The 22,240-nt window shown below is 58.8% G+C and carries 23 protein-coding genes; 18 read left to right on the plus strand and 5 right to left on the minus strand.

Translation table 11 applies throughout. From position 1 onward, the window contains the following. Position 1: 1 nt before the first annotated feature. On the minus strand, positions 2-793 hold the full coding sequence (locus G518_RS0110490; RefSeq protein WP_028602504.1) for an IclR family transcriptional regulator: 792 nt from the start codon (positions 791-793) through the stop codon (positions 2-4). A gap of 238 nt (positions 794-1,031) precedes the next feature. Here G518_RS0110490 and G518_RS0110495 point away from each other — a divergent pair, with 238 nt between their 5' ends. From G518_RS0110495 to G518_RS34640, 9 genes are all read left to right on the plus strand, one after another. Beyond that, positions 1,032-1,817: an enoyl-CoA hydratase-related protein gene (locus G518_RS0110495; protein ID WP_028602505.1), complete on the plus strand. Its 786-nt coding sequence runs from the start codon at positions 1,032-1,034 to the stop codon at positions 1,815-1,817. Positions 1,818-1,827: 10 nt separating this feature from the next. Further along, positions 1,828-3,042 carry a CaiB/BaiF CoA transferase family protein gene (locus G518_RS0110500; protein ID WP_028602506.1) on the plus strand — a complete coding sequence of 405 codons (1,215 nt, stop codon included), beginning with the start codon at positions 1,828-1,830 and terminating at the stop codon, positions 3,040-3,042. A gap of 72 nt (positions 3,043-3,114) precedes the next feature. Beyond that, on the plus strand, positions 3,115-4,089 hold the full coding sequence (locus tag G518_RS0110505; RefSeq protein WP_028602507.1) for a Bug family tripartite tricarboxylate transporter substrate binding protein: 975 nt from the start codon (positions 3,115-3,117) through the stop codon (positions 4,087-4,089). A gap of 56 nt (positions 4,090-4,145) precedes the next feature. After that, positions 4,146-5,120: a Bug family tripartite tricarboxylate transporter substrate binding protein gene (locus G518_RS0110510; protein WP_028602508.1), complete on the plus strand. Its 975-nt coding sequence runs from the start codon at positions 4,146-4,148 to the stop codon at positions 5,118-5,120. 53 nt (positions 5,121-5,173) lie between these two features. Then, complete coding sequence (locus tag G518_RS0110515; RefSeq protein ID WP_028602509.1) at positions 5,174-6,148, plus strand: Bug family tripartite tricarboxylate transporter substrate binding protein; 975 nt, start codon at positions 5,174-5,176, stop codon at positions 6,146-6,148. A 52-nt stretch (positions 6,149-6,200) separates the two neighbouring features. Beyond that, positions 6,201-7,352, plus strand: a complete 1,152-nt coding sequence (locus tag G518_RS0110520; protein WP_028602510.1) for a thiolase family protein — start codon at positions 6,201-6,203, stop codon at positions 7,350-7,352. 2 nt (positions 7,353-7,354) lie between these two features. Next, a complete protein-coding gene (locus G518_RS34635; protein ID WP_051236413.1) occupies positions 7,355-7,807 on the plus strand; it encodes a Zn-ribbon domain-containing OB-fold protein in 453 nt (150 codons plus the stop codon). Beyond that, a complete protein-coding gene (locus G518_RS0110530; RefSeq protein WP_028602511.1) occupies positions 7,804-9,426 on the plus strand; it encodes a 3-(methylthio)propionyl-CoA ligase in 1,623 nt (540 codons plus the stop codon). The genes G518_RS34635 and G518_RS0110530 overlap by 4 nt, the downstream gene beginning before the upstream one ends. After that, entirely contained in the window at positions 9,423-10,283 is an 861-nt protein-coding gene (locus G518_RS34640) for an FAS1-like dehydratase domain-containing protein (RefSeq protein ID WP_051236369.1), read from the plus strand. The genes G518_RS0110530 and G518_RS34640 overlap by 4 nt, the downstream gene beginning before the upstream one ends. A gap of 45 nt (positions 10,284-10,328) precedes the next feature. On the opposite strand, the gene G518_RS0110540 is transcribed toward G518_RS34640, so the two are convergent. Together G518_RS0110540 and G518_RS0110545 are read right to left on the minus strand one after the other, a co-directional pair. Further along, positions 10,329-11,246, minus strand: coding sequence for a fumarylacetoacetate hydrolase family protein (locus G518_RS0110540; RefSeq protein ID WP_028602512.1), 918 nt, complete (start codon positions 11,244-11,246; stop codon positions 10,329-10,331). A 22-nt stretch (positions 11,247-11,268) separates the two neighbouring features. Then, positions 11,269-12,258: a Bug family tripartite tricarboxylate transporter substrate binding protein gene (locus G518_RS0110545; protein ID WP_051236370.1), complete on the minus strand. Its 990-nt coding sequence runs from the start codon at positions 12,256-12,258 to the stop codon at positions 11,269-11,271. A 98-nt stretch (positions 12,259-12,356) separates the two neighbouring features. On the opposite strand from G518_RS0110545, the gene G518_RS34645 reads away from it, so the two are divergent. Further along, the gene (locus G518_RS34645) at positions 12,357-13,154 is read left to right on the plus strand and encodes a FadR/GntR family transcriptional regulator (RefSeq protein WP_051236372.1); all 798 of its coding nucleotides are present in this window, start codon (positions 12,357-12,359) and stop codon (positions 13,152-13,154) included. A gap of 60 nt (positions 13,155-13,214) precedes the next feature. On the opposite strand, the gene G518_RS0110555 is transcribed toward G518_RS34645, so the two are convergent. Continuing rightward, positions 13,215-13,808: a peroxidase-related enzyme gene (locus G518_RS0110555; protein WP_028602514.1), complete on the minus strand. Its 594-nt coding sequence runs from the start codon at positions 13,806-13,808 to the stop codon at positions 13,215-13,217. 80 nt (positions 13,809-13,888) lie between these two features. Here G518_RS0110555 and pcaC point away from each other — a divergent pair, with 80 nt between their 5' ends. From pcaC to queF, 8 genes are all read left to right on the plus strand, one after another. Next, positions 13,889-14,269 carry a 4-carboxymuconolactone decarboxylase gene (gene pcaC / locus G518_RS0110560; protein ID WP_028602515.1) on the plus strand — a complete coding sequence of 127 codons (381 nt, stop codon included), beginning with the start codon at positions 13,889-13,891 and terminating at the stop codon, positions 14,267-14,269. Positions 14,270-14,469: 200 nt separating this feature from the next. Next, entirely contained in the window at positions 14,470-15,171 is a 702-nt protein-coding gene (locus G518_RS0110565; RefSeq protein WP_028602516.1) for a CoA transferase subunit A, read from the plus strand. 11 nt (positions 15,172-15,182) lie between these two features. After that, positions 15,183-15,824, plus strand: coding sequence for a CoA transferase subunit B (locus G518_RS0110570; protein WP_028602517.1), 642 nt, complete (start codon positions 15,183-15,185; stop codon positions 15,822-15,824). Positions 15,825-15,916: 92 nt separating this feature from the next. Continuing rightward, a complete protein-coding gene (locus G518_RS0110575; protein WP_028602518.1) occupies positions 15,917-16,690 on the plus strand; it encodes a 3-hydroxybutyrate dehydrogenase in 774 nt (257 codons plus the stop codon). Positions 16,691-16,771: 81 nt separating this feature from the next. Further along, positions 16,772-17,545: a peroxide stress protein YaaA gene (gene yaaA, locus G518_RS0110580; protein ID WP_028602519.1), complete on the plus strand. Its 774-nt coding sequence runs from the start codon at positions 16,772-16,774 to the stop codon at positions 17,543-17,545. A gap of 28 nt (positions 17,546-17,573) precedes the next feature. Beyond that, on the plus strand, positions 17,574-18,422 hold the full coding sequence (locus G518_RS0110585) for a 2OG-Fe(II) oxygenase (RefSeq protein WP_028602520.1): 849 nt from the start codon (positions 17,574-17,576) through the stop codon (positions 18,420-18,422). Positions 18,423-19,059: 637 nt separating this feature from the next. Beyond that, the gene (locus G518_RS34650) at positions 19,060-19,986 is read left to right on the plus strand and encodes an alpha/beta fold hydrolase (protein ID WP_051236374.1); all 927 of its coding nucleotides are present in this window, start codon (positions 19,060-19,062) and stop codon (positions 19,984-19,986) included. 24 nt (positions 19,987-20,010) lie between these two features. Next, the gene (gene queF, locus G518_RS0110595) at positions 20,011-20,865 is read left to right on the plus strand and encodes an NADPH-dependent 7-cyano-7-deazaguanine reductase QueF (RefSeq protein WP_028602521.1); all 855 of its coding nucleotides are present in this window, start codon (positions 20,011-20,013) and stop codon (positions 20,863-20,865) included. Between the two features lie 519 nt (positions 20,866-21,384). On the opposite strand, the gene G518_RS0110600 is transcribed toward queF, so the two are convergent. Then, positions 21,385-22,230, minus strand: a complete 846-nt coding sequence (locus G518_RS0110600; protein ID WP_028602522.1) for an enoyl-CoA hydratase-related protein — start codon at positions 22,228-22,230, stop codon at positions 21,385-21,387. Positions 22,231-22,240: the final 10 nt, after the last annotated feature.

The following is a 22,240-nucleotide window of genomic DNA, read 5'->3' on the forward strand; positions in this document are numbered from 1 at the left end:
CTCAAGCGTCGCCAACTATTTCCGATATGTTGACGGCGGCGTTGAGCACGGCCCTGCCCATTTCCTCGATATATTCATCCCCAAACCTGTCCGACAGGCCGCCCACGCCCACGGCGATGTAAGGGGCCCCACTCCTTCGCTGGACAGGGGCGGCAACCGCAGTCATGCCCGCGACGGCTGCGTTGGTGGACACGGCAAAACCACGCTTGCGAATGTGCGCGAACTCTTCCAGGAGCGCGGGCACATCGAGCGAATCCCGCACCGCGGCTGGCAATTGATTGAGTAACGCTGGAGGATCGGGCTGGAAGGCAAGCATGGCTTTTCCAGAGGCCGTTTTGTAGGCGGGCGCTCTTCGGCCTACGGAGACCTGCGCTACCAGTGGATAGGGCGAGTCGAGACGGTCGAGATACAGCACTTCCAGGTCGTGCAGCATGGATAGATACGGGCTTTCATTGGTCTGTTGCCGCAGTATGCGCAGTATCGGCTGGCCGGCCCGTTTGATCGGATGCCGCGCAATGATGGCTGAGCCCTGCTCCCAGAGTTTGAGGGTGGCGGAGTAGCGGCCTGTGTCGTCGTCCTTCTGTACGTACCCCAGATCCAGCAGCGTATTGAAGATGCGATGGACATTGCTCTTGTCCAGATCCAGCGCGCGCGCCACCGCACTTACCCCCACGGGCGTATCCGATCGGCTCAGGATCTCCAGCGACGCCACGACCTTCGCGATCACCGAGTCCATTCGCGGCCGATCAGCGTCTTCTGTGTCTTCGATTTCTACCTTGCCCTTTATTCCCATATTTGCTTTCTCAACTTGCGCCTCGGGGTACCGCAACAGCGTTTCATGAAGTGTTTAAGGGTGAGTCTAAGCCCTGCTCGCGTATCTGAACCCAGCGCATTTTTTGATTCCCGACTTAGATCACCGATGGGAAGTAATTACCTTGAAGCAAGGGAAAACCCCCTCTTTCAGCGCTTGCAAGATCAGATCAAAGAATTATCATATCTTTCATTGCAACGATGTTTCACTCAATACAACAATGGATTTTGAAAATCTTCAATATTGCCGGGTTGTTCGAAACGGCCGGATCCTCGAGGTCACGCTGAATCGCCCGGAGGTTATGAACGCGCTGTACTCACCAGCACACTTTGAGTTGAGCCGGGTGTGGGATGCTTATGCGTCCGACCCTGAGCTCTGGGTTGCCATAGTGACTGGCGCTGGCGAGCGAGCATTCAGTGCCGGAAATGATCTGAAGGCCACTGCAGCCGGCGTCAAGCGTGAATACGTGCCTGATGGATTTGGTGGTCTGGTTTCGCGCTTCAATCTCCAGAAGCCGGTGATCGCCGCGGTCAACGGTATTGCCATGGGCGGTGGCTTTGAGCTGGCGTTGGCTTGCGATCTGATCATTGCCTCCGAAAACGCGTTCTTCGCCTTGTCTGAGCCCAAGGTGGGCCTGGCTGCGCTCGGTGGCGGCATGCATCGCCTGGTGCGACAACTGCCGTTGCAGGCCGCAATGGGAATTTTGCTCACGGGACGCCGTGTGACGCCGCAAGAAGGCCTCCAGTTGGGCTTCGTGAACGAGGTGGTCCCAGCGGGGCAGGCTATGGAGGGCGCCAGGCGCTGGGCCGCTCAAATTCTGGAGTGCTCACCCGTTTCAATCCGGACCACCAAGACCGCTGCTTTGCAGGGTTTGTCGGCTACGGATCTCGAATCGGCCTTTCGCACCCAGTACCCGGTAGTGATGGAGTTGATGCAAAGCGAGGACTTCATCGAAGGTCCGCTTGCATTCGCTGAAAAGCGCAAGCCAGTCTGGCGTAACCGTTAAGGAGCATCCCATGGCACCAGAGAAAATGAGTCCATCGGATATGCCCTTGGCCGGCATGCGGGTGTTGGACCTGACGCAGGCTTATCTTGGCCCTTACGCTACCTTTCTCATGGCCAAGGCTGGGGCTGAGGTGATCAAGGTCGAGCCTCCCGGTGGAGAGATCACACGGCTGCGTTCAGCTGTGAATCCTGGCGCCACCTTGCCATTCGCGCTGATCAACACGAATAAACGCAGCATGACCTTGAACCTCAAGTCTGAGGAGGGTCGCGCGCTGTTTTTAAAGCTGGTGCTAGAAGCGGATGTGGTGATAGAGAACTTCGCGCCCGGCGTGATGGATCGGCTGGGTGTGGGCTGGGAAGTATTGCGCACGATCAATCCACGGCTCGTGTACGCCAGTGGCACCGGTTTTGGATTAAGCGGGGAAGGGCGCGACCGCCAAGCGATGGACGTCTGCATTCAGGCCTTCTCCGGGGTCATGAGCATTACGGGAGCCCCTGAAGGCCCTCCGATGAAAGCCGGTCCAGCGCTGGCTGACTTTCTATCCGGCATTCACTTGTACGCGGCGACCATGACAGCGTTGTTGCGCCGTGCACGCACGGGCGAAGGGGGGTTGGTGGAAGTGGCGATGCAGGAAGCCATGGTGCCCGCACTGGCCTCCAGCCTCGGTGTTTTATATGAGACAGGTGAGCCTCCGCCGGCTACTGGCAACCGCCACGGTGGCCTTGCTCTGTGTCCCTATTCTGTGTATCCGGCAAGCGATGGCTGGGTTGCCATCGCGGCGGTCACCGATACCCATTGGCAGGCGCTGGCCCGTGCAATGAATCGTCCTGAGCTTGCACAGGATGAGCGCTTTCGCCACACGGCGGAGCGCTGTAAGCGGATGGAAGAAGTCGACGGACTCGTTGGCGAATGGACTTCAGCCATCGGCAAATATGAAATAGCGGAGCGCTTGTCCCTCGCACGTGTCCCTGTGGCTCCGGTCCGCGATCTGAAGGAGGTCATGGCGGACCCGCAGATGCTGGAGCGCGGCATGCTGGAGCGTATCGAAGACCCCTTGCTTGGCACGATCACCGTACCTTCCACTCCGCTCCGATTGCATGGCGTTCCGCTTCCGCCTACGGTCCGGCGGCCGGAGGTTGGAGAGCACACGGAGCAGGTGCTGCAGGAAATACTGGGGCTTGGCGCGACTGCCGTCGGTGATTTGCGGTCAGCAGGAGCCCTCTGACCATGTGGCCCCGAGCGAGCTGTAGCGTCTGAAGGCTGAGCGTCGCGACTTATCCAAAAAAACGGAGATTTCATGCTCTTCAAGACTCAGACGCACGTTCCGCGCCGTGTGTTGTTGCTCGTTGCTTTGACAATGGTGGCGTTGCCGGCGGTCGCTGCTTACCCTGATCGACCCATCAAAGTCGTGGTGCCTTTTGCAGCTGGGGGCGCTGGCGATATTTCTGCCCGGCTGGTCAGTGAGGAACTGCGCAAGATTCTTCAAGTACCGGTTGTGGTCGAGAACCGGCCAGGTGGCAACGGCCTCGTGGGCGCAGCGCAATTGGCCAAGGCTGCACCGGATGGCTACACCATCGGATTCAACGGAAACACGGTGCACGCAGGGGGCCACGCAGTGTTCAAAGCTATGCCGTTTCACCCGATCAATGACTTCGCGCCCATCGCTTTGACTTTCAGTTCTCCCTACGTGCTGGTGGCAGGGCCTCAGATGCCCGCAAGTTCTCCCAGTGAGCTTCTCGCCTGGGTGCAAGCCCATCCCAAGGAAGCTACCTATAGCTATCACAACGGTAGCAGCCGGGTGGCCGCCCATCTTTACCTGCAACGAGTTAGAACAAGCGCTCTGGCAGTGCCTTACGTGTCTCCTGTGGCAGCGCTGACGGACGTGGCGGGCGGTACTACGGCCTTTGGTTTCTATGAGCCCATCACGGTCAAGGGGCTGATGGATGCGCAGCGCATCCGTGCGCTGGCCGTCACTTCGGACGTTCGGCTCCCGATGCTGCCTGAAGTGCCCACCCTGAAGGAAAGTGGTGTGGATGTTCACCTGCGCGCTTGGACCGGTTGCTTCGCTCCCGCTGGCACGCCTGAAGATGTCATCGCCACGCTCAGCCAAGCGATAAAGCAAGCGCTGGAAAGAGCTGCGGTGAAAGAAAAAGCCCATTCGCTCGGGATGGCGGTTGAGTATTTGCCGCCGGATCGATTCCGCGAGTTCATCGCTGCGGAAACGCAATTCTGGAAAAAGCAATTCAGCGACGCGGGCATCGCGCCGCAGTAACGCTCTGCATTTTCTTCTTGGCTGACCAGCCACGACTTCCCAATAAAGGAGACATCATGAGATTGAAATCCGCCATCCCGGCAGCCCTTTTTGCGCTGTTCGCCGCCAGTCCAACTATGGCACAGTCCGGCTCCGCAGCCTATCCCAATCGGCCGATCAAAGTGGTGGTTCCTTTCGCCGCTGGCGGCGCGGGGGACATCGCGGCGCGAATCATTACCGAGGAAATCGGCAAGACACTCAAGACTCCGGTGGTCATTGAAAACCGCCCTGGCGGCAATGGGCTGGTGGGGGCCAGCTACCTGGCCAAGGCGGTGCCGGATGGTTACACCATCGGATACAGCACCAACACTGTCCACGCTGGTGGCCTGGCTGTCTTCAAGACCTTGCCATTTCATCCGGTGAATGATTTCACACCGATCGCTTTGACCTTCAGCTCGCCCCAGGTCCTGGTGGTGAAAAACGACAACCCAGCCAAGACCGAAGCAGAACTTCGCAGCTGGATTCAGGCCAATCCCAAGACGGCCAGTTATAGCTATCACAACGGTGGCAGCCAGATCTCGGCGAATCTATATTTGAAACGCATTCAGGCCAGCGGCTTGGCTGTGCCCTATGTGTCTCCCGTAGCTGCGTTGACCGATGTAGTGGGCGGCGTCACGGTGTTTGGCTTCTACGAACCCGTTGCAGCGAAGCCGCTCATCGACTCGCAACGCGTGCGTGCCTTGGCGGTCACCTCCAGTGCCCGCTTGCCGCTGCTGCCTGGCGTGCCGACGCTCATCGAATCTGGTTTGCCAGACACCGAGCTGCGCACATGGGCCGGCTTCTTTGCGCCCGCGGGTACACCGCAACCCATCATCCGTGCATTGGGCGAGGCGGTTAAAAATGCGCTTGAACAAGCTTCAGTTAGAGATAAGGCCCACTCCCTTGGCATGGCGGTGGAGTACTTGCCGCCGGACCGATTCCGTGAGTTCCTTGGAACGGATGCTCAGTTCTGGAAAAAGCGATACGAAGAAGCGGGCATAGCGCCGCAGTAAAGCGCGCGGCTCTCACGCGCAACAAGCCAAGCTTTTCCGATAGAGGAGACATCATGCGATTGATATCCGCCGTTCCCGCCGCCTTGTTTGTGCTGCTCATTGCCAGTGCAGCAACGGCACAGCCTAACTCCTCAACCTACCCTAATCGTCCTATTAAAGTGTTGGTGCCCTTCGCAGCAGGAGGTGGGGGCGACATTGCAGCACGACTCATTAGCGAGGAAATGAGCAAGACGCTCAAGACGCCGGTGGTCATTGAAAACCGCCCTGGTGGCAACGGACTCGTGGGTGCGGCGCAACTGGCCAAGGCTGCACCGGATGGCTACACCATCGGGTTCAGTGGAAGCACCGTACATGCAGGGGGGCACGCAGTCTTCAAGACCATGCCGTTTCACCCCATCAATGATTTCGCGCCTATCGCTCTGGCATTCAGCTCACCTCAGGTTCTCGTGGTCAAGAGCGAGAGTTCCATCAAGACGGAGGCTGAACTGCGCAGCTGGATTCAGGCCAATCCCAAGACAGCCAGCCATAGCCATCACAACGGTGGCAGCCAGATCGCAGCCCACCTGTATCTGAAGCGCATCCAGGCCAGCGCTTTGGGCGTACCTTATGTGTCGCCTGTCGCCGCATTGACCGATCTGGTGGGTGGCGTCACAGCGTTTGGTTTTTATGAGCCTGTCGCGGCTAAGCCGCTCATCGATTCGCAACGCGTTCGCCCGTTGGCGGTTTCTTCCCGCGCTCGTCTGCCTTTGCTGTCAGGCGTGCCGACGCTCATCGAGTCCGGATTGACGGACACGGAACTGCGAACTTGGCTAGGCTTCTTTGCACCAGCAGGTACACCTCAACCCATCATCCGGGTATTGGGCGAGGCGGTGAAAAGCGCGCTTGAGCAGGCTTCGGTCAAGGAAAAAGCCCATTCACTCGGCATGGCGGAGGAGTACCTGCCTCCGGATCGATTCAGGGACTTCCTTGGCACGGACACGCAATTCTGGAAAAAACGATACGAAGAAGCGGGGATTCAACCGCAATGACGATTCAATCTGCCGCTGATCACCTTGCCCCAACTGGGAACTATAGGGAGTTATAGATATGAATGCTGCACTGACTGGCGTTGCCAGCACTCCCGTTGGCCGTTTGCCAGGAAGCAGTTGTAAATCGCTGCACCTGCAAGCGAGTCAGGCTGCTGTGGCGGATGCCGGGTTGTCGCTGAACGACATCGATGGCTTGCTCTGCGCCTACTCGACGACAGAGCCGCACATGATGCTGTCTTCCGTCATGGCGGAATATATGGGTATCCGGCCTGGTTTCATGAGTTCAGTGTCTATGGGGGGCGCCACCTCCGCCATTCTCGTCATGACTGCGGCAGCGCTCGTGCAGCAGGGCTACTGCCGGCACGTACTCGTGGTGGCGGGGGACAACCGGCTTTCCGGAATGGGCCGGGCTGCGCAGACCATGCTGGCGGGCGGTACCTTGCAGCAGTTCGAGCAACCGTATGGGTTGTCTGTGCCGGCAGCGTATGCGCTTGTTGCTCGCCGGTATATGCACGAATATGGTGTCACGGAAGAACATCTGGCAGCAGTTGCGGTGACGCAGCGGCGCTATGCCGCCGCACACCCGAACGCGCACTTCACTGCGCCGCTCAGCATGGAGCAGGCGCTGGCCGCTCGGTATGTGGCCTCGCCATTACGGCTGTATGACTGCTGCCCGGTTTCCGATGGCGCGGCAGCCGTTATCGTTAGCAGTGCCGCCGCAATGAGGGATTGCCGCGCGCCGGGCGTGCGCTTGCTGGGGGCAGGGCAGGGCCATACACACGAGCATCTCGTAGCGGCTCCTTCGTTAACTGATTTCGGCTGCCATCAAGCGGCAGAGACCGCATTCGCCCGAGCGGGAGTTCGCCCAGGTGAGATCGATGTCGCACAGATCTATGACTCATTCACCATCACGCTGCTCGTGGAGCTGGAGTCCATGGGGTTCTTCGAACGCGGGGAAGCTGGGCCAGCTGCTCTGGCGGGCGAACTGGGGCCTACGGGGCGGCTGCCTTGCAATACCCACGGCGGCTTGTTGTCGTACGGGCATTCTGGAGCGGCCGGCGGCATGTTCCATGTCGTGGAAGCCGTGCAGCAGCTACGCGGGCAAGCCGGGGCGCGTCAGATCGATGACGCTCGCCTTGCCTTTGTGCATGGTGACGGCGGAATTCTCTCCGCGCACTGCTCTCTTGTCCTTGGGAGGGATTGATCGTGCAACAAGAAACTTCTACCAAACCGGTGCCGGTTCCCACCCCGGAGACTGAGGCCTTCTGGGAGGGCTGCGCGCAGGGGCTCTTTCTGCTCCAGCACTGCGATCACTGTGGGCATGTGCAGTTCTATCCACGTCCGTTGTGCACACAGTGTCATCGCACTGACCTGAGCTGGCGAGCTGCCGGTGGGGGGGGCCGTGTTCACAGCTACACCGTGGTGTATCGCGGCCCTGGTCCGGCCTTTGACACAGACGTGCCTTATAGCTTGGTCCTGGTGGACCTCGACGAGGGGCCTCGGATCATGGCCAACCTTCGCGGAGCCTCCGAGGACATTGAGATCGGCAGCCGCGTACGCCTGTACTTCGAAGAGCGCGGCGGCGTGCATCTTCCGCAGGTCGAGTTCGAATCCGCCTCCTCAAGAATCCTGAAAACCTCTGAAGAATCTACGCCATGACGCAGACCATTCCAGGTCTTATGACCAGCGCCCCTTTGTTGGTGTCCTCCCTGATCGACCACGCGGCGCGGCACCACCGAAATGGCGAGATCGTCTCCCGTCTGGGCGATGGCAGCTTGCATCGTTACCGATATCCCGACTGCCGGCGTCGTGCCATGCGTCTGGCTTCAGCGCTGGAACTTGCCGGAGTGCAGCAGGGCACGCGCATCGCCACCATTGCGTGGAATGGCTTCCGTCACCTTGAGCTGTACTTCGGGGTTGGAGGGATGGGCTCGGTCTGTCACACCATCAATCCCAGATTGCACCCGGACCAGATCGCCTACATCATTCGCGATGCCGCAGACCAAATGGTCTTCTTCGATGTGGAGTTCACCGGACTGATTGCCCAGATCGCTCCTCTCTGCCCGGAAGTACGGAATTGGGTGGCGTTGTGTGGCACGCACGAGATGCCCGCCCAGTCGATGCCGTCTCTCGAAAGCTACGAAGCCCTGCTGGCAACTGGCAGCGAAGACTATGAGTGGCCGGTGTTTGATGAGTCTGCGGCCTGTGGCCTGTGCTACACGTCAGGCACTACCGGCCAACCCAAAGGGGTCCTGTATGCGAACCGATCCACGGTCCTTCATGCCTATGCTGCATCATTGCCTAACGCTATGAACCTGGCCTCGCATAGCGTTGTGTTGCCTGTGGTACCGATGTTCCATGTCAATGCGTGGGGCATTCCGTACGCCGCGCCACTGAACGGCGCAAAACTGGTGCTGCCGGGTCGCATGCTCGATGGTGCCTCGCTCTATAACCTCATAGAAGCTGAAGGCGTGACTTTCGCCGCTGGCGTTCCCACCATCTGGCTATCGCTTCTGGAGCATGTAGAACAGAACTCCGCGAAATTTGCGTCTTTGCAGGAAGCCGCCATTGGAGGCTCCGCGTGCCCGGCCTCCATGGTTGATCGCTTCCATGCACTTGGCGTGGACGTGGTGCATGGCTGGGGTATGACGGAGACCTCACCGCTTGGGTGCCTGTCGCGTCTGAATCCTCGCCGCACTGACCTGCCTTTGGAAGAAAGGCGGCGTATCCTGCAAAAGCAAGGCCATGCGCTTTTTGGCATTGACATGAAAATCGTAAACGGCAACGGAACGGAGTTGCCGTGGGACGGCAGCAGCTTCGGTGATCTGATGGTTCGGGGGCCCTGGGTGCTGGAACGCTACTACGGCGCAGACCATCCCGTGGGAGAAGATGGCTGGTTCGCGACCGGTGATGTCGCTACTATTGACTCGAACGGAGCGATGCAAATCATGGATAGAACCAAGGACATTATCAAATCCGGCGGTGAGTGGATCAGCTCGATCGATGTCGAGAGCATTGCCATGGCGCATCCGGACCTGCTGGAAGCAGCCTGCATTGCGGCGGAGCACCCGAAGTGGGGGGAGCGTCCGCTCCTCATTGCCGTGGCGCGCCCGGGTGCCAGCGTTTCCGAGAACGATGTACTTCATTTCTTTGAAGGCAAGGCTGCCAAATGGTGGATTCCAGACAAGGTCATCTTCTCGGAGAGCTTGCCCCACAACGCGACCGGAAAGGTGCAGAAACGCGAACTGCGCGAGCGCTATGCGGGGCAACTCTCATGAGCCAACGTGAGACCAACCAAGTTCATGAAAGCGACGATGTCTGTGCGCTACCCCTGGTGCGGCGCCTTGGTGCGGCGCTGGATTACGAGCCTTCCCGGTGGAAAGAAGGTGATCCGCTGCCAAGAGGATGGCATCTAGCGCTGTTCTCCCGGGACACACCGCAGTCCGTGTTGCGGACAGACGGTGTGGCCAGCTTCGATTTCGGGCTACCGGATCTTGGGCTTCCCCGCTTGGTTTTCGGTGGTCGACGCATCCACTTTCATGGCGACATTCCCATTGGTGCGCATTTGCTTCGCCAAAGCCGGCTGGTGTCCGTAGAAGAAAAAAACGGTCGAAGCGGCCGCAGCGCTGTGGTGACTGCGCAGCACGATATTTTCTTGCAGGGTCAGCAAAGTCCCGTGGTGTCGGAGCAGCATGACCTCATCATGCGTGAGGCGGCGCCAGTCAACGGGCCGTCCTTGGCGACCACACAACCGATGCGGGAGTCCGTGCCCGCTGAATCGCTGGCACAGGTGCGACGCAGCACAGTCACCCCTGATGAATTGCTGCTCTTTCGGGTGGCTGCTGTCATGTTCAATGCGCATCGGATTCACTACGACCTGCCCTACGCAACCGTTCAGGAAGGGTATTCAGGGCTGGTGGTGAATGCCTCGGTCAGCACCTTGTTGCTCCTGGAGTTCTATAGAGCTCAATGCGAGCCCATGCTCGATTTCCTGTCCTTGCGCCATATGGGTATGGCGCTCTGTGGGCGCCCGTTGACGCTGTGCGCCACGCCGGGCGAGGAGCGTGCTTGGTCCGTATGGGCAGAAAGCGAGGCCGGCGGGCTCGTTGTGAAGGGGCAAATGGGATCCAAATAACCCCTCTGCAGACACGATGGCTTGATATTACCTGTAGTACCGGCCTCAATTATTTTTCGAAGAGACGCGCACACGTAGTGTCCCGATCCCTTCAATTTCGGACTCGACAACATCACCTGGTTGGTTGTACCCGCGGGCAGGCACCACCGGTTCACCATCCTCCGGTGGTATCCAGTTACCGCCAAGCTCCTTGTCTACGGACCACGCAGTTCCGGCCGGTGTTCCGGTGATGATGACCATCCCTGGTCGCAAGGTCAAGTTGATCGAAAAAATGTGGATTAAGTGTGCGCAGCTCCAAAGCATGTCGCTCGTATGCCCCGATTGCCGAAGCTCGCCGTTGATGCGTGTCCTCAATCGCAGCCGCTGCGGATCTGGGATTTCGTCGGCGGTCACGACGCAAGGACCGAAGGGCGCCGACCCGTCGAAAACCTTTCCGCGCCCCAATTCGTAGAACGCGCTTCCGTCGGAGCGGAAGCGCACCTGTCGGTCGCGCGCAGTCACGTCGTTGACAATCGAATAGCCGAAGACATGGTCCAGTGCATGCTCCAGGGGGATGTGGCGACCAGGCTTGCCGATGACGATGGCCAACTCGGTCTCGCAATCCAGCTTCTTCGTGAGGATCGGATCGAACGGCACTTCATCATCCGGACCAATCACGCAATCCGATGTCTTAATGAAGAACTCGGGTTCTTTTCCCGAGAGTGGGGAGGAGGCCTTCTCGCGGTTGTGTGCGTGGTAGTTGCTGCCTGAACACAGTATCGTCGTAGGCATGAAGGGCGCAAGCAGGCGAACGTCGGGCAATGCGTGTTGCGCGACGGTGGCGGCGGTCCGAGCATTGTCGGTATCCGAGATCAGCGCTGTCATATCGCCGTCCCAACCGGACAGTTCGTCGATGCGGTCATCGTGCAGGCGGCCCAGGCGTGGTGCCGTGGTTCCGGGGACTAGGAATCGAACGTATTTCATGATCCGTGTTCTCTCTGTGAAGTTATTCGAGTTTGCCGAGCTTCTGGACCACTGCTGCAAGGCGCTGCTGGTCTAGCTCCAGGAAGCTTTCGAGCGCAGCCCCTTCGAGGTGATGGATGGGCGTGTCCATCGACGACATGGCGGCCATGAATTGCGGATCTTGCACGCTCTTGCGCGCAGCGGAGCGAAGCTGTGTGAGCTTCGTGTCGCTCAGTCCCGCCGGTGCGAACAACCCCGTCCAGATGTAAAACTCTACGTCGTACCCTTGTTCCCGAAATGTCTTCACGTCGGGCAACGCGCTCAGCCTCTTAGCGCCCCAAGTTCCGAGAATGCGTACCGCACCTGACTTCAAATGGGGCGCCACTGTTCCTGGGGCTTGCGCCGTCAGTGCGACTTGGTTCCCGAGCAACGCCGTCAACGACGGTGCGCCCCCGTTGTAGGGGACGTGGAGGAGGTTGACGCCTGCGGCTTGCCATAACATCGATTGGCAGATGTGTGTCGTGCCGTAGATACCCGAGGAACTGAACGACACCATACCGGGGCGCGCCTTCGCATCCTTCATGACGTCATCGATCGTGCGATAGGGGCTGTCTGCACGTACTACCAGTACGGTCGGATCAGCGGTGAGTAATGCAATAGGCGAGAACTGCTTCATCGTGTAGCGTGGGGGTCGGCCGGAAACCCGGTCTGACTCAGGGATGAGCACGATGCTCGACAACGCTAGTAGCAGGTTCTGGCCGTCTGGCTTCTGACGCGCCACGTGGGCTATGCCTACTGCACCGCCGGCACCGATGCGGTTCTCCACGAGCACGGTAGATCCAAGCTCTTTCGCTAGCGGTATGGCAAACGGCCGGGCGGTGATGTCTGCAATGCCTCCCGGCGCGAGCGGCACGACTAGACTAACAGGCCGATTGCTTGTGTCGGTTTGCGCCCAGGCGGGCACTGTCGACGCAAGCGCCCCAGTTACAAACAATCGGCGCGAAGGCCCGGCTTGCGGGCGTACTTGTGGCATGGCTGTCTCCTGTTATGCTGTACCAATTAATGACCAATTGATGATCAATTAAACCAATACTCGCGTGCGAGGTCAACTCCTAAAATCGACTTCCTGCCATGAATATTCGTAGACGATCACATGATGCCGCTGAGGCACTGCGCCAGTACATTCTGGTGCGCTTGAATTCCGGTGAACTGAGGAAGGGCGACCAACTTCCCACGGAACGCGAAATGACCGAGTTGTTCGGGAGCAGCCGCGCCACCGTGCGGCGAACCCTGGCTCTTCTCGAGACGGAGGGCATCCTGGCGCGCGAGGTAGGACGTGGAACCTTTGTCCGTTCCCTACCCATTGGGACTGCGCCGTCAGGGGCGGACACTGGCTCCCACGTGCCGATGCTGAAGGAACTGGCGGGATTGCCCCGGCTGGCGAGTCCTACGGACGTGATGGATCTTCGGTTGGTGCTGGAGCCTGCCGTGATCGCAGAAGCCGTTTTGCGGGCCAGTCCAGCCGACCTCGAAGAAATGGACAAATGCCTGGATCGTGCCAAGCGCGCCGCCACGTTGGAAGAGTTTGAGCACTGGGACGACATGCTGCATCGGAGCTTTGCCGCGGCCTCACGTAATCCGATGTACATCGCAATCTACGCGTTGATCGGGTCTGTGCGTCTGGAGGCCCAATGGGGCGAGTTGAAAAAGCGCACCCTCACCGACCAACTGAAGGAGGCGCATTTTCAGGAGCATGTCACCATCGTTGAAGCCGTTAGGCGCAGAGACGGAGTTGAGGCTGCCAAGTTGATGTTTGACCACTTGTCTCACATCAGGTACAACATGTTCGGCCGCCAGTTGCCATGGCATTCTTCAGAACCCGGAAGCCAGAAGACGCACCGGAATCTCAACAAGAGTGTCGGTTCCTGAAGTCAATTGAATGGTGGACGCCCTTGATCGCTTAGGTCTTCAGGAACGAGGGGTCGCCTGCTAAGCCTTCTTTTCCTTCGGTATACGCCCCATCAGATAAAACTCCGTGTTCGGTTGCATGCCGGTGACGCTCGCCAAACGGTTGGATAAACCGAAGAACGCCGTGATGGCGGTGATGTCCCAGATATCCTCGTCGTCGAATCCGTGGCTGTGCAGCGTTTCGAAATCCGCATCATCGACTTCATGGGAGCGCTGGCACACCTTCATCGCGAAATCGAGCATGGCCCTCTGGCGCGGGCTGATGTCCGTCGCCTTGCGGTAGTTCACGGCTACCTGGTCAGCCACATTCGGCTTTTTCTCATAGATGCGAAGCAGCGCACCATGCGCCACCACGCAGTACAGGCACTGATTGGCCGCACTGGTGGTGGTGACGATCATTTCACGGTCCCCTTTGCTGAGGCTGCTTGAGCGGCCTGTGCTTTCCGGATCCATCAACGCATCGTGATAGGCAAAGAACGCACGCCACTCTGCGGGGCGGCGCGCCAGGCTGAGAAATACGTTGGGTACAAAGCCCGCCTTGGCCTGGACTTCCAGCACCTTGGCCTTGAGGTCTTCGGGTAGCGTGTTGATATCGGCGAGCGGATAGCGGCTCATGGATGCCTTTCGGGACAAGGGGTGGCAGGAGGGGTGTCAGACGATTATGCTGATTCCTTTTAAACAGCGGAGCAAGAACCATGAATCATCCTGATGACAAAGATTTTCAAGATGGCCTGAAGACACGCCGCGAAGTCATGGGAGATGACTTCGTGGACCGCGCTTTTGCGGGTGCCACTGAATTCAGCCTTCCCATACAGCACTTCATTACTCGAAACGCATGGGGAGATGTGTGGCAGCGGCCTGGTTTGGACATGAAAACGCGCAGTCTGATCACGGTGGCCATGCTCACGGCTTTAGGGAAGCAGCATGAACTAAAAGGCCATGTACGGGGGGCACTCAACAACGGAGCCACGGCGGCCGAAATCCAGGAGGTGTTGCTGCACGCCAGTATTTATTGCGGGCTTCCCACGGCGGTCGATGCTTTTCGCAGCGCAGCCGAGGTGATCGACGCCGCTTAGGGCTCATTTGGAACTAACTTGCACATTGGCGCCATCGGATTCGGGCGGGCTGCGGCGTTGCAAATCGCTTGTGTAGCTGGGCTACACCACGCGCTTTGCGCCTCGTAGCTCATCCCGACTTCTCGGCCCCAATGCACAACCTATTCCCGAACGAACCCTTAGAATGTCCCGCGGTGGCAAATATTGTTGGAGGCTTTCAATTGAAAAAGTTATTTCCTTCGGCCGATGAGGCCCTCAAAGGGGTCGTCAAGGACGGTCAGATGCTGGCTGTCGGCGGTTTCGGCCTTTGCGGGATCCCAGAGGCCTTGATTCAGGCGCTCCATGACTCCGGAGTCAAGGATCTCACCTGCGTGTCGAATAACGCCGGGGTAGATGGCTTTGGCTTGGGCAAGCTTCTGGAGACTCGGCAGATCAAGAAAATGATCGCCAGCTACGTGGGTGAGAACAAGGAGTTCGAGCGCCAATATCTGGCTGGCGAGCTGGAACTGGAATTTACCCCTCAAGGCACTCTGGCTGAGAAGCTTCGTGCTGGCGGCGCCGGGATTCCAGCCTTTTTCACCAAGACGGGCGTCGGCACGCTGGTGGCCGAAGGCAAGGAATTGCGCGAATTCGATGGCGAAACCTATGTCATGGAGCGCTCTTTGGTGGTTGATGTGGCTCTGGTCAAGGCTGAAGTCGCTGACCACGCGGGTAATCTGCGTTTCAATCTGACCGCGCGCAATTTCAACCCGGCAGCTGCCATGGCAGGCAAGCTCTGCATTGTTGAGGTAGAACGCATCGTGGCCACTGGTGAATTGGCCCCAGACGACATCCACTTGCCGGGCATCTACGTGCACCGCATCGTGCACAACCCCAATCCCGAAAAACGCATTGAAAAGCGCACGCTGCGCGACAGCAAGTAGGAGCACAAGACATGGCTTGGACGCAAGATCAAATGGCTGCGCGTGCGGCGCAGGAGTTGGAAGACGGCTTTTACGTCAATCTAGGTATTGGGATTCCCACGCTGGTGGCCAATCACGTACCGGCTGACAAGGAAGTCTGGCTGCAAAGCGAGAACGGCATGCTCGGCATCGGTCCTTTCCCGACTGAGGCTGAGGTTGACGCCGATCTCATCAATGCGGGTAAGCAGACCGTCACCACCATCAAAGGCAGCAGTATTTTCGGCAGCCACGATAGCTTTGCCATGATCCGTGGCGGCAAGATCAACCTGAGCATCCTGGGCGCTATGCAGGTGAGCGAAAGCGGCGATCTGGCCAACTGGATGATTCCCGGCAAGATGGTCAAGGGCATGGGCGGTGCGATGGATCTGGTGGCGGGCGTAAAGCGTGTCATCGTGTTGATGGAGCACGTTGCCAAGAAAAAAGACGGCACTACGGATATGAAAATCCTGGCCAAATGCAATTTGCCGCTAACGGGCGTTGGCGTCGTGGATCGCATCATCACGGACCTGGGCGTGTTTGACGTCACCGAGCAAGGCTTGAAAGTAACCGAACTGGCCGACGGCGTGACTTTTGAAGAAGCGCAGTCCAAGACCGGAGTGACGCTGCTGAAGTAAGCAGGCGTTCACGTGTATCAAAGCATCTAAGAGCAGGGAGCGTTTAACCACGCTGCCCTGCTTTTTTCGTTTCAGTTTCAGGAGAACAAGTTATGAATCTCAAAGGTAAAACCGCTCTCGTCACAGGGTCCACCAGCGGCATCGGGCTTGGCATTGCCATCGAGCTGGCCAAGCAGGGCGTCAACATCGTCATGAACGGGTTCGGCGATGTGGAGGGCCCAAAGGCCCAGATCTCGGCTACGGGCGTCAAAGTGGAGTACCACGGCGCGGACATGAGCAAGCCCGCCGAGATTGAAGCCATGATGAAGTTTGCGGCTGAAAAATTTGGCGGTGTCGACATTCTGGTCAATAACGCCGGCATCCAGTACGTCGCCAACGTGGAAGATTTTCCAACGGACCGGTGGGACGCCATCATCGCCATCAACCTGAATTCGGCTTTTCACACCACGCGCCTGGCTATTCCGTACATGCGGCAAAAGAACTGGGGCCGCATCATCAACATCGCTTCGGCACATGGTTTGGTCGCTTCGGCGGGCAAAAGCGCCTATGTGACGGCCAAGCACGGCCTCGTGGGCATGACCAAATCGGTCGCTCTGGAAACCGCCACCACGGGAATTACCGTCAACGCCATTTGCCCAGGCTGGGTACTCACTGCCCTGGTTCAAAAGCAGATTGATGACCGCGCAGCACGCGAGAAGATCACGGTAGCGCAGGCCACCAAAGACCTGCTGCAGGAAAAAGAGCCATCGCTTCAGTTCACTACGCCCGAGCAACTGGGCGGTATGGCAGTGTTTTTCTGCTCACCCGCGGCAGACAACGTGCGTGGTCAGGCATGGGCATCGGATGGCGGCTGGACGGCCCAGTGATCGCCGCTGTGATCGGGTTAGGGCCTTGAGGTGAACGAGGCCTACCGGCCTCGTCTTTGAAGATAGTAGAAAATCGGGCGCATGCTGTTTCTACTGTCCCCCGCGAAAGCGCTCGATTACGATACCCCCGTGCCGGCTGATGTACCTCATACACAGCCGCTGTTTGCCCGTCAATCCGCTGAGTTGATCAAAGTGCTGCGCGAGAAAACGCCAGCTCAGATTGCTCAGTTGATGCATCTCAGCGACGCGCTGTCAACGCTGAACGTGGCCCGTTACGAGGCTTGGTCGCCCCGTTTCACGGCCCGAAACTCCAAACAAGCCGCATTGGCCTTCAATGGCGATGTATACGGCGGCCTTCAGGCAGCAAGCCTTACTACGGTTGAACTGGGCTGGGCGCAGGAGCACATTCGCATCCTGAGTGGTCTCTATGGGGTTCTACGCCCACTGGATCGCATGCAGCCCTATCGGCTGGAGATGGGCACGCGACTACTGACAGAAAAGGGTAGCAACCTGTATCAGTTCTGGGGAAGCGCAATCGCCGAGTACCTGAACGAGCAGCAAGCAGGTGAGAAATCGCCCGTCGTGGTCAATCTGGCTTCTCAAGAGTATTTCAAATCGGTCGACCGAAAAGTTCTCAAGGCGCGTGTGATTGAGTGCGTATTTGAAGACTACAAATCCGGCCAGTACAAGATCATCAGCTTTCTGGCCAAGCGGGCACGCGGCTTGATGGCGCGTTACGCTGTGCAGCGGCGGGTGACCACCCCAAAGAAGCTGGAAGGATTCGATCTTGAAGGTTATGCTTTCGATGCATCCGTTTCCGAACCCGATCGCCTTGTGTTTCGCCGGAAGCTCTAAGGTCTCCTCCTCATTTGACTGATATGCCATGACTCAGCACATCACTCCCGAACTTCGACAATGGATTGTTTCCCAGGCCCAGGCAGGCCATAGCCTTGAATCGGTCCTGGAGTCAATGAAGGCTTCCGGCTGGGATGAGGACGTAGCGACTGACGCCATGGAGTCCACGCTGCGCGATCATCTGGAGACCGAAGCCGTTGCCAAGGGGCTGCCTCCTTCTGTGCCGGTGCCCGAGCCGGCCCTGGATGATTCACCACTGTATCTCGACGGGGGCGATCGCCGTGTGGCGGTGCTCGGTTCCATGGCACTTCCGCGCCTGGTGGTATTGGGGGGCTTGCTCTCAGACGAAGAATGCGATGAGCTGATCGCGTTAGCAACGCCGCGTTTGAGCCGTTCGCTGACGGTGGCAACCCAAACCGGTGGCGAGGAGGTGCATGCCGACCGCACCAGTCAGGGCATGTTCTTCCAGCGTGGTGAAAACGGACTCGTATCGAAGATCGAAGCCCGGCTGGCAAAGCTGCTGAACTGGCCGGTCGAGAATGGCGAGGGGCTCCAGGTGCTTCAGTATGTGCCTGGCACCGAATACAGACCGCATTACGACTACTTCGATCCCAGCGAGCCTGGCACGCCCACCATTTTGAAGCGCGGTGGCCAGCGCGTTGGCACGGTGGTGATGTATCTCAATGAGCCCGAGAAGGGCGGCGGTACAACCTTCCCGGGGGTGCATTTCGAGGTCGCGCCAAAGCGAGGGAATGCCGTGTTTTTCAGCTATGAGCGCCCGCACCCTTCCACAGGAACGCTGCATGGCGGAGCGCCCGTGATTGAGGGGGAGAAGTGGATTGCTACGAAATGGTTGCGCGAAGGCGAGTTTCTTTGAAGGTGCTCGGCAGCAAGCAGCACAGACTTCCGACTTCATCTTTCCCCGGAAGGGGAAAGACGAGTACCCCGAAGGCCGAGCGAAGCGATGGCCCGAGTGAGGCTCCCCACCCCTCTGGCTGTGCCGAGGAGCGCAGGGCAAAGGGCGGGCAAGAGCACTGCAAGATGCTCTTGCTTCGTGAACTAGCTTGCGGCAGCTGTTTGAACGTAGAGAGCGAAGCGAACAAAGTGAGTTCTGCCGCACCGCCCTTTGACCGAGCACCGCAGGTTGCCCGGAGCGCAGCGCAGGGACACGGCAAGTGGGGTCGCCTTTTTTGTGCCTACTGTTTTTTGGCGAAACAAAAAAGAGTAGGTGCGCCGCCGGGCGCAATTCCCGGCCTCCGACCTCAAGAGAAGAGCAGAAGGCAATTTACAACCGCAGCGCTTAAATCAACCGCCGCTTGCCCTCACCCCCGCCCTCTCCCAGAGGGAGAGGGAGTTAAGACAACCGCCGCTTGCCCTCACGCCGCAGCCGACCGCCCCCGCCCTCTCCCGCAGGCGGGAGAGCGAGTAAAACCGTCCGCGCGCAAGACATATAAACCCATGTCTCCGAGTCGCGTTGCTCAGGCCCGACGCACGCAGGCAAGGCCGATCGCACCATGAAACTCTCCATCAACGGCATCACCATAGAAGCCGAAGATTCCGGCGGCTCCGGCCCCCCCATACTTCTAATCATGGGCCTAGGTGGACAATTGATCCACTGGCCCGCTAGCTTCGTACAAGGCCTGCTCGATGCCGGCTATCGCGTGCTGCGCTTCGATAACCGTGACGCAGGCCTTTCCACGCATTTCCCCGGGAAATCCGCGCCGAACATACCGTGGATTGCCACCCAGTCCTGGCTGGGCCTGAAGCCCCGTCTTCCGTACTCACTGGCTGACATGGCCACCGACGCGCGAGGGGTGCTGGACGCTTTCAACGTAAGCCGTGCCCATGTCATTGGCCTGAGTATGGGCGCCATGATTGCCCAACGCGTCGCACTGGCCGCGCCCGGCCGAGTGGCAAGCCTCACGTGCATCATGGGTAGCAGCGGCGCGCGCGGCCTCATGAAACCCACGGCAGCGGTATTGCGCGCAGGTGCCGGCAAGCCTGGGGGGCAAGCTGATGCCGCAGCGCTCGCACGCTATTACGTGCGTTTTTTGCAGGCCATCTCCAGCCCCACACTGCCCCCATCAGAGGAGGCATTTTTGGAAGTGTTTGAACGCACCGCCAAGCGGCACAGTCCGGATGCGGCGGCCACGGCTCGGCAACTGGCCGCCATACTCGCCGACGGGCGCAGAGCCAAGTTGCTGGCGGGCATTTCGAATCCCACCCTCGTCATACATGGCGCGGAAGATCCCTTGGTGCCACCTGCTTGCGGAGCGGATACGGCGCGCCGTATTCCTGGCGCTCGCCTGGAAATGATTGCCGATATGGCCCACGATTTAGCGCCTGCCGTTCACCCTGAGGTGTTGCGTCGCGTCTTCGCCGTTTTATTGCCTTTCCTTGCTGAACATCCCTTAGATCTTCCAGCCGCCCCTGAAGCCTGAAGTCACCATCGCACAAGCTGAAACATGAGTCATTCACCAGACACAGCGGATTCGCCGCTAGGAAAATCAACTACCTATGTGGATCAGTACGACGCCAGCCTGTTGTATCCGATAGCGCGTGCGCCGCAACGTGCCGCCATGGGCATTCATGGCCAGCCAATGTTCTTTGGCGCTGATCTATGGACGGCCTACGAGCTTTCCTGGCTAAACCTGCGTGGCAAGCCTCAGGTAGCGATTGCTCAAATCATGGTGCCGGCAGAGAGTACCCACATCATTGAGAGCAAGTCGTTCAAGCTGTATCTCGGCAGCTTCAGCGGCACACGTATTGCCGATGCGGAAGAAGTGCGCCAACGGATCAGCCAGGATGTAAGCAGTGCCATGTGGTCGGGCGGCGAGAAGCGAGCAACGGCAGGTGTCAAGCTCGTATTGGCGGACGACTTCGACAATGCACCCTTGCATGAGCTAGACGGTTTGAGCCTGGATCGCCTGGATATTGAATGCGAGCATTTTCACCCCGCCCCCGAGCTGCTTTCATCTGCGGTAGAAGAGAAGCCCGTGGAAGAAACCTTGACCAGCCGATTGCTGAAGAGCAATTGCCCGGTGACCGGTCAGCCCGATTGGGGCAGTGTGCAGATTCGTTATGCAGGTCCGCAGATTGACCAGGAGGGCTTGCTCAAGTACATCGTGAGCTTCCGTGGTCACGATGATTTTCATGAGCATTGCGTGGAGCGCATGTTCACTGATATCTGGGCGCGGTGTCACCCCACGAAGCTATCGGTTTATGCGCGTTACACACGCCGTGGTGGGTTGGACATCAACCCCTGGCGCACCAGCCATCCGGGTCCTATGCCGGCGAGCATCCGTACTGCTCGTCAATGAGTCCGGAGCTAGCCCTTCGTGGTCGTGAATTAGTCTTATCCCCGCTAGGGGACTAATATCTGGAAGGCCGAGCGAAGCAATGGCCCGAGTGAGTCCCCAACCCCTTGAGGCCGTGCCGAGGAGCGCAGGGCAAGGGGTGGGCAAGAGCACTGAAAGATGCTCTTGCTTCGTGAACTAGCTTGCGGCAGCTGTTTGAACGTAGAGAGCGAAGCGAAAGAAGTGAGTTCTGCCGCACCGCCCCTTGCCCGAGCACCGGAGGGTGCCCGGAGCGCAGCGTAGGGACACGGACTTGGGGTCGCATTTCTTTGGTTCCTTGCTTTGTGCGAGCAAAGAAAGGGACTGCGCCGCCGGGCGCAATCCCGGCCTCCGACCTCAAGAGAAGAGTAGAAGGCCATTAGCAACCACCGCGCTTAATCAACCGCCGCTTGCCCTCACCCCAACCCTCTCCCAGGGGGAGAGGGAGTAAGAGTAGCCGCCCTCCCAGGGGGAGTAACACCCCCACGCTCTCACATCCCCATCTCAGCTGAACTCGCTGAAATTCTTCAGCTGTGCAAGAGAAGGAAACTCCCCAGCGCGTTTCTCTTTCATAGCCGTCACAGCTTCACGCACATGCGCATTACTCCAGATAGCCCCTTGCAGCCACCCCATTTGGCGCAGACTGTCCTCCACTGAGTGGTCCCGCGCGTAGTTCACTGCCTGCTTGGTGCCCCATACGGCCACTGGCGGTTTGGCAGCAATTTCCGCAGCGCATTGCATGGCCGCCGCGAGCGTGGCTTCTTGCGTTTCGAACACTTCGTTGACCAGGCCGTACTGCATTGCCTTCTGCGCCCCCAGCCGGCGGCCGGTGTAGGCCAATTCCTTGACGACTGCCAGCGGAATCAGCTTAGGCAGCCGCTGCAACGTGCCCACATCTGCCACCATGCCAATGTTGATCTCCTGTATGCAAAAGAACGCTTCGGCGCTGGCATAGCGGATACAGGCCGCGGTCACCATATCTACTGCGCCACCTATGCAGCCCCCGTGCAGAGCGGCGATCACAGGAATGCGCAGTGACTCCATCCTGGTGAAGGTAGCCTGCATATTCGTCAAGAGATCGAAGATCGCCGCTCGGCCTTCTGCGCTCTTGTCATCCATCTGAATAGCACCACCGAATACATCGAGTGCCATGCCGGCTGAAAAGTGCTTGCCTGTACTGGAAATCACCAGTGCTCGTGCGTCCCCTCCTTGCTGCAGGTGCGTTAAAACCTCGTCCAGCTCGCGCCAGAATGCAGGGTTCATCGTGTTCAGCTCATCGGGACGATTGAGCACCAGGTGCGCAACGTGGTTGACTGTGGTCAGCGAGAAGCAGGTCAGTTGCAGGGGCATGGCAATGTCT

Origin of the sequence: Ottowia thiooxydans DSM 14619 (assembly GCF_000422885.1) — a bacterium.
Classification (GTDB): domain Bacteria; phylum Pseudomonadota; class Gammaproteobacteria; order Burkholderiales; family Burkholderiaceae_C; genus Ottowia; species Ottowia thiooxydans.